Below are 512 nucleotides of genomic sequence, written 5' to 3'. Positions count from 1 at the left end.
GAGTCCCTGGACCAGGACGGCGATCGGCTGCCCGACCACCTGCGACGGGTCGACCTCGGCGCCGGGCTGACGGCTGCGGGTTTCGACGACGTCGAGGTGCTGGACCGCCCCGCCTGGCGGGCCGATGAGCGAGCGATGTGGGAGGAGGCCAGGTCACTCGACCCCGGCGACGATCCCGCCCTGCGGTCCTTTCACGACGAGGGCGTGCTCTCCCTCGAAATCTTCGACCTGATACGCCGGGTCGTCGGCACGGCGACCGCGCCTGTGGCCGCTCCCTCGACGAGGTAGAGCGGCGGCACGGTGGTCCACCGCCGCCCGATGCGGGGTGCAGCGGCTTCGTCCACGGGCTCCCGGACTATTCCGGTCTGACGCGGTTCGGATCGGCGAGCGGAACGAGCCGTCGCTCGCCGAGACGGGTGATGACCGCCAGCGGCCTGGTCGCCAGGTTGACGACTCGGGCGAGCCCCGGGCGGTCCTGCCGCCGCAGTAGCCGGGGGCCGATGTCGGCCATC

The 512-nt window shown here is 72.7% G+C and carries 1 protein-coding gene; it reads left to right on the top strand.

Going from position 1 to position 512, the window contains the following annotated elements; all coding sequences use genetic code 11:
- Positions 1-288, top strand: a 288-nt coding sequence (locus ACLJQE_RS44830) for a hypothetical protein (RefSeq protein ID WP_410645947.1), incomplete at its 5' end; no start/stop codon positions are given.
- Between the last annotated feature and the right edge of the window lie 224 nt (positions 289-512).

This window comes from Amycolatopsis sp. lyj-346 (genome assembly GCF_046548975.1).
Taxonomy (GTDB): domain Bacteria; phylum Actinomycetota; class Actinomycetes; order Mycobacteriales; family Pseudonocardiaceae; genus Amycolatopsis.
Note: the sequence above shows the minus strand (reverse complement) of the source record. Positions and strands in the feature narration are given on the sequence as shown.